General features: G+C 40.4%; 3 protein-coding genes. All 3 read right to left on the bottom strand.

The genetic code is table 11. The annotated features are described in order from the left end of the window. Window positions 1–190 precede the first annotated feature (190 nt). Window positions 191–3592 (bottom strand): DUF1080 domain-containing protein, encoded by a 3402-nt coding sequence (locus tag QSE00_RS17950; RefSeq protein ID WP_286106953.1) that lies wholly within the window; start codon window positions 3590–3592, stop codon window positions 191–193. Between the two features lie 20 nt (window positions 3593–3612). Further along, window positions 3613–4881 carry a Gfo/Idh/MocA family oxidoreductase gene (locus QSE00_RS17945; RefSeq protein ID WP_110357422.1) on the bottom strand — a complete coding sequence of 423 codons (1269 nt, stop codon included), beginning with the start codon at window positions 4879–4881 and terminating at the stop codon, window positions 3613–3615. Between the two features lie 147 nt (window positions 4882–5028). After that, the gene (locus tag QSE00_RS17940) at window positions 5029–7311 is read right to left on the bottom strand and encodes a LamG domain-containing protein (RefSeq protein ID WP_286106952.1); all 2283 of its coding nucleotides are present in this window, start codon (window positions 7309–7311) and stop codon (window positions 5029–5031) included. Window positions 7312–7409: the final 98 nt, after the last annotated feature.

Genomic DNA, 7409 nt, shown 5'->3' with positions numbered 1-7409 from the left:
ATACGTAATTAGGATAATACCCCGTTTTTAGAGCTGGAGACTCATATTCGGGGTTTTGTTTTATCTAAAATACGAATTAATATGCTGAATATCAAGTATTTAATCTACCTCTGAAGGTGCCTAAAAAAACCGGGAGTTATGGATAGGTACAATCCATAACTCCCGGCATATAAATAAATAATCAATAAAATTACTTGCTCAAATCCTTAATTCTAATATTCCTAAAGGCGAGTTCGGCACCATGGCCCAAGAAACCAATGTGACCTGTATTTCTTTCCAGGCCTGGGTGTTCCTTATGGTCTGCCGTCCCATTCTTGGACGCCTCCTTCCAATCCCCATCCACAATGACGGTGCCGTTCAAGGTTACTTTAACATGATTTCCCTTAACGACAACCTCCTGCGAATTCCATTCCCCTACCGGATTCAATGCTCCTCTTTTTGCCGCCATTATTCCATATACGGACCCATGGTATTGGTAAGGTTTTAGATTGGCGTAAATTTCGGCCGTATTGTCCAAAATCTGCAATTCCTTACCTTCATAGGCAGCATCGCCCTTTAAGGGAGCATGAATACCCAAACCGTTGTTGGCGCCAGGAGTCAATTTAAAATCGAACCTGAAAATAAAATCCGAATATTCTTCTGCGGTATACAAATTTCCGTGACCACCCCTTTTAGGGCGTACCAATAACTCATTGTTTTCCATAACATAGTCGGTTTTATTGCCGACCCAATGATCAAGATCCTTTCCATTCAGCAAAGATTTAAAACCTTCTTTCTTTTCCTCTTCGGTCAATAGATCATCACCAGAACCAATTTCCCTTACATAAATATTCCTAAAGCCCAAGTCTTCCCCGTGAGCCTGTAGCTCAATGGCCTCTTTTGCAAAAATTGCCTGTTTGCGGTCCCAATAGTTTTCCAAAACTACATTGTCCGTTACCAAGACTCCATTTAAGTGTACCGTAACACGCTCACCCACCATTTTAATCCTAAAGGTATTCCATTCATCAATGGGGTTGTCGGCCACCTGCAAAGGCTTGCTCTCATGTTTTTGATTATTGTACAAACCACCTGACCCCACTTGGGCACCAACATTTACTCTGGCAATGTCCCATATTTGAACCTGGGGCGTACCCCTTAAATAAATACCACTATCGCCTCCGTTGGTAATCTTCCAATCTACGAGCATTTCAAAATCGCCATAATCCTTAATGGTACAAATATTATTATACCCTTCCCCTTTAAAACCGATAACACCGTTTTCTATATACCAATCTTTCATCATCTGTTCATTGGCCTTGGCCTGTTCTGCTGCCAATTTTCTGGAAGACATTTTGGACCGTGCTATTGGATTTTGTACCAATCCTTCCCATCCTGTAAAGTCCTTGCCATTGAAGATCGATAGAAAGCCTTTCTCATTGGGCATTTTATCCAAAAACTCCTTCACGTCAATTTTAATATACTGGCTATCTGGACCTGTAAGGTTGTCTATACTTCTAGATACAATATCCCTTACCACTTCCCCGCTTAGGCCATCCTGTTTACCAGGGGTAGGCAAAGCAATGGCTATAGCTACATTTGAAGCGGTTGTTAAAAGTTCCTTATCTTGTAAATATTCCGAAACAAAAATTAGGGAAAGGAAGGTTTTTATATTCCTTACCGCAGAAAGCACTTGCTTTTTTTCTGCGAGGGTTTTGGCCTCAGGCATCAGCTTCCTAACCAACAACAATTTCTGATCATCCGGATAATCCGATTTTCTGACCTTGGCAAGATAATTGGTAAAAGCATTTTTTCTTATTGCACCATCAGTACTAGATGTGGCCGACCTAAATAGATATGGCAAAGCATCATTGTTTTTCCAGTTGGACAAGGCATCCAAAGCAATCATTTTTTCACTATCATTACCTTTAGAAAGGCTTTGGGAAACCAATTCCAATGCTTCCTGATTACTTAAGGAAGCCAGTACCGGCAATAATTTTGACTTATCCGCGGCCTTTTTATACTCCTTGAAGACAGCATCCGCATATTTGCCATTACTTTCATCCAGAATACCCAAAAGGGCCTGCTGTGCATTATTTATGTTTTCGGCCTTATCGGTCTTGTTCAACAGATTAACCAAGGTGGAAAAATCCTTATCCGTTGAAATAGATGGCAAAGCCCTGTATACTGCACCAGCAACGTTTTCACTTCCTGAATCGATAACCGCTACCAGTGTATCAAATTGATCAGTGGCATTTCTGGCCGCCAAGACATTTATCAATACTTCCTTACCGGCCTCATTTACATTGGGGAGCTGACCGGCCAATAACCCACTGTCCTTGGCATCGCACAATCTTAACAAGCTTTCCTCTATAGCCTTATATTCCACAGGGGTAGTGGCCTGTTTTAAACTGTTGAACAATACTGGCAAGGCCTTGTTCTTTTCTTGATAGGACAAAGATTTTATTCCTGCCTCACGTACAGCAACATCCTTGTCTTCCACCGCCTTCAAAACAACCTTATCAAAAACAACCGTTTCCTTGCTTTTACCAAGCATTCTAATTATAAGCGGCTTAATTTCTATTGATGATTTCTTATACTGTTTTACCCATAGTGCAACCTCCGTGGACGTAAGATCGGAGCCGGCCGCATCCAGCACGGCACCAACATAATTCTTATTGCTGTTCTTGGACTCCTTTAACAAGGTCTTGGTAAAGGCAGTGCCTTCATTCTCACTCAATATATGAATTCCCGCAGATCGATAATGCAGTTGGTCATCCATCCTGCAATTTTTGAGCAAGGCGTTGGCCACGGTATTACTTAAAACTTTATCGCCTTTCTTTTGCAATTTATTGCCATAGTGGATAAAGGCTATAATACTTTTGGAGTCATCCAATTGATAATTGGAGCTAGAAACAGCTTTTTCCAAGACCTCATAGGAAGTTGGACTTCCTATTTCGGCCAAAGCCATCAAGGCTCTTTCTTGTACTATTTTCGAGGATGAGTTTACACTAGCTTTCAACACTTCTTCCGCAGGAGCAAATTGTAGTGCGCCCAAAGCCTCAATAAAAGCAGCTTGTTTATTTACATCCCCTACCTCCGTAGCTTTCAAAATTGCCAAGGAAGCGTCAGTGGTACCTATGGCCGTTAAAGCAACCAATGCTGGCTTAAACAAGTCGTTATTGGATAGATACCCCTTTAAAACAGGAACACTTGCATCGGTTCCAACATAAATTAGTCGGTCCATTAAAAAGGACTTCACCTCCTTGTGTTTAGCCGCCCCCAACGCATGTAACAAGGCCTTTTCAACCACAGAGTTCTGAATTTTTGGTTGTTTCCCACCACTATAAATAGACACACTCTGAATGGCGTATCTGGCCTGGGTATCATTTCCACTTCCCAAAGGAACCAGCTTATCGGTAATTTTTAGGATCCCATCCTCGCCCAGATCAATAATCTCCTGCATTAGGCGATCCGAATGATCCAGGTCTTCCGTTGGTAATTGCATCAAAATATCGGCCACCTTGGTATCCAAGGTTCTATTGTCCTGTGCACTAATGGCAAATGTGCCTATAAATAGCATTAGCACACCTATGTTTTTATATAATGTATTCATTTTATATTTCTAGTATTTGGTTAATAAGCCCAAGAGGACCTCATTGGTTGATCTATTAATCTATTGGCTTCCTCATCATTGATAAATTCCTGTTTTACAGGATCAAACTCCAATGTACGTCCCAATCTCAAGGCGATAATACCCATGTTCACAACCGTTGCGGAACGATGGCCATTCTCTTCATTAAGGGCAAATTTCTGTCTGGTTTTAACCGATTCCGAGAATACGGTAATCTGCTCTTCAGGATCTGGAATACTATTGATCAAACCTTCTATATTGGGGATGGTCGACTTAAAACCGTTGTATATTTTTCCATTGGGCCCTTCAATATAGGCAGCATCCTTATCACTATTTTCACCGTCCAGGATAATTTGACAACCATCGGCATAGGTATAGGTAATTCTTCTCCAAGTCCCTATGGCATCATAGTGCTGCTCTGGTGCATCCACCTCCACTTTTACCGGACTGGTATTATCCTTTCCTAAAAAATATTGTACCGGATCAATATAGTGCTGGCCCATATCGCCGAGTCCACCGCCATCATAATCCCAATATCCCCTAAAGGTACCGTGCACCCTATGTGGATGATAAGGCTTTTCCGGGGCCGGTCCCAGCCACATATTATAATCCAACTCCGCTGGTACAGGTTGAGGCGTTAAATTTTCCTTACCAACCCAATAGAACTTCCAATTAAATCCAGTAACCCCGCTAATGGTTACTTTTAACGGCCACCCTAAGGCACCACTATCCACTACCTTCTTCAACTTTTTTACCGGAGTACCCATTCCGTAAAAGTTATCCTTAAAACGGAACCAGGTATTTAAGCGGAACATCTTTCCATGCAATTGCATGGCTTCCACAACCTTTTTCCCTTCACCTATAGTTCTTGTCATGGGTTTTTCACACCAGACATCCTTTCCTGCTTCCGCCGCCATTATAGACATAAGACCATGCCAGTGCGGAGGAGTAGCTATATGCACGATATCCACATCAGGTCTTTGCAAAACTTCCCTAAAGTCCCGATACCCCTTAACACCGCTTCCCACTTTTTGAAGGGTATTCGAGAGATGGTTGGCATCGGCATCGCAAATAGCCAAAAGTCTAGTCCCTTCATAATTCAAATGTCCTTGGCCCATGCCCCCAACGCCTATTACGGCCTTGGTCAATTGATCGCTAGGCGGAATAAAATTTGTCCCTCCCATGACATGTCTTGGAATTATACTGATTCCTGCAGCTGCCACTAGCGACTTTCTAACAAATTCCCTACGGCTGGTTGATTTTTTATCCATCTATACTTATTCTATTAATTAATTGAAGTTTCAATATTTAAACCCACAAAGAAATAGTGACATGCGTAAAAAAAGGGGTAATATTTGGGGTAATAAAATTGAAAAAGAGGGAATTATATAAATATTTTCAAATATCCATGGGTGCTGTTAGGACTTATTAACCACCATGTCCTCAAATTTAACCGTATATACCTCACCGTAAATTTTTTCATAAAGCTTAACAAAATTGTCATAGGCAGTATGTGCCAAACTCAATTTCCCCTGCCTAATAAGAATCTGCAATTTGATCTGTAGGGCATGCTCATTTAAATCATCGTAGATATACATCACGGATGCCAAGTTATACATTAAAGCGCTATGCGTATCCATGTCCAACATTTTTGAAATATCATAACAGAATTCTATGATTCTATTGCTCATATTTTCAACAATGGGATCCAGCCATGAATCGCTCATGTTTACAAAAAATCGATCTGACTTTAATATAGAGAACAATTGGGGCAATTGTTCTTCCAAATAAGGAACGGTTACCCCGCTACTACCCAAATCTTTCAAATAATCCAAAACCTCCTGATAATCGCAAAAACAATTTTTTCCTATTTCCAAATACCAACTTTTATCCCGAAATGTCAAATTCATTTCCTTGGCTTCGGACAAAATGGCCCTAAGATTCTGGATATTGGTACCCCTGGTATTTTTGGCATTCTTTGGGCTCATCCCCGGCCAAAGTGCCTCCGTAAGCTTTTTGGTACTAATTCCATCCTTGTCGCCAATACTATGCAACAAAATTATAACAAACAGCTGTTTTAACTTAGGGGACAATTTTTTGGCAATATCAACCCCTTCAGAATTTATAATGCGCAGAGCCCCAAAACAAAGTATTTTTTCCGTTGTACCAATTAACGTCTTATGATCCCTGTTGGCATGGTTATTTACCCCTCCTACTGGTACCGATGACAACTTTGGCCTTATCGACCCCCTCTTCCTAAACTTTAACGCCAAGAAGATAAGTAAAAAACCAGCAATAGCTATTCCTATTTTCACATATAAGGATGATAACATAGAATTGTCCACCTCTATTTTTTGGTATTCCTTGGCAATTTCATGGGCATTGAGCTCACGCTCCCATATTTTAATATTGGTAAGATATCCCACAAAAAACTCTTGCCACAAATTACTTCCGATTAAAATATTATAGTCGGATGTATCATAGTCCTCAATGAGCTGTATCTCATCGGTCTGTACCCCATTTACAAAAAACAATAGTTCGTTATTCACTTCGGAATGCACCAAGGCCACATGGGTCCATTTATTCAAGGGTACTGGGGATGACCCTGATATATAATCCTTTATTCCGGCCATGGTAAAGGTCAATAAACCTTCGTGCAACTTTAAAACAAAGTTATCCCCTTTCCCCAGTATACTATTGTTACTAGTTAGTACCGTGGGCTTGACCCATGCCAAGATGGTAAAACTTCCTTCCAAGGCCGTTCTACTGTCCAGTCCCGCATCAACATATGCCCCATCATCAAAATAACCCACCTTTCCGTGTACTTCATCGGATTGAATCTTTACATTATTTACGATAAGCTCCTTATCGTTTTTTCTAGTAGCATTTTTAATGATGGGTCCAAAAGTAAAATGATCGGTTAGACCGTATTCAAAATCCAATGGAAAACCAATAAACTCCTTAAGATTGCCACGGTTCTCAGGGGTCGTATAAATTATATCGGGTGAGAAATAATAGCCGGCTTTGTGAGGAATAAATACCGGCAAGTTTTCATTTAGATCTATTGGAAGACTAAAATGCCCATTAACAATAAGGTTGCTATGATTTTTGAAGCTAACCCCATTCAACAAGCCAACCTTGGATCTTACCGTTCCATATACCCTGCTCTTTTTATTCAATTCCGAGATAAGTTTATCCGCGAAAGGGAACCACTCTGGATCAATTTGTATAAAATTGGGCATTTTTCCGGAGCGCTTCCAAATATCCACAATAACACTGTCATTTATAAATTCCTTATCCAACACCTTTACGGCCCCTAATTCCTTTGAAGTATCAAATTTGGCGGCATCTAGATCGCTGATCAGGGAATCCAACGAAATAGTTTCTATCTCTTGCAATGGTATCTGTGGAGCCCATGATTTGGACAGGAAGTCTTTGCCAAAAATATTATCGGTCACCAAGATGAGCGAATCATTTTTTTTGGTCAATTGCTCCAAAAGAGTAGTGTAATTTTCCTGATAGTCAGAAATATAGACTGCTATAGAGGTTTTACCATTAAGAAGAACAGGTAAATTGTTACTTGTAATTTGATCAATATCGATCAATACATGTGAATGTTGACGTATGTCCCACTTCTCCTCTTCTGAAAGAAGTCGATATTCCTGTGCCGTCCCCACTTTCAACAATAGAAGCAAAAACAACAAACAACATTTGGAAAATAGATTTCTTCTTAGCAATATTAACGTAATAATCCCTAACAGGGCATTTGTATGAACTACGCAATTTACTAAGAATAAAT

The sequence above is a fragment of the Arenibacter flavimaris genome (genome assembly GCF_030291335.1).
GTDB lineage: Bacteria > Bacteroidota > Bacteroidia > Flavobacteriales > Flavobacteriaceae > Arenibacter.
Note: the sequence above shows the minus strand (reverse complement) of the source record. Positions and strands in the feature narration are given on the sequence as shown.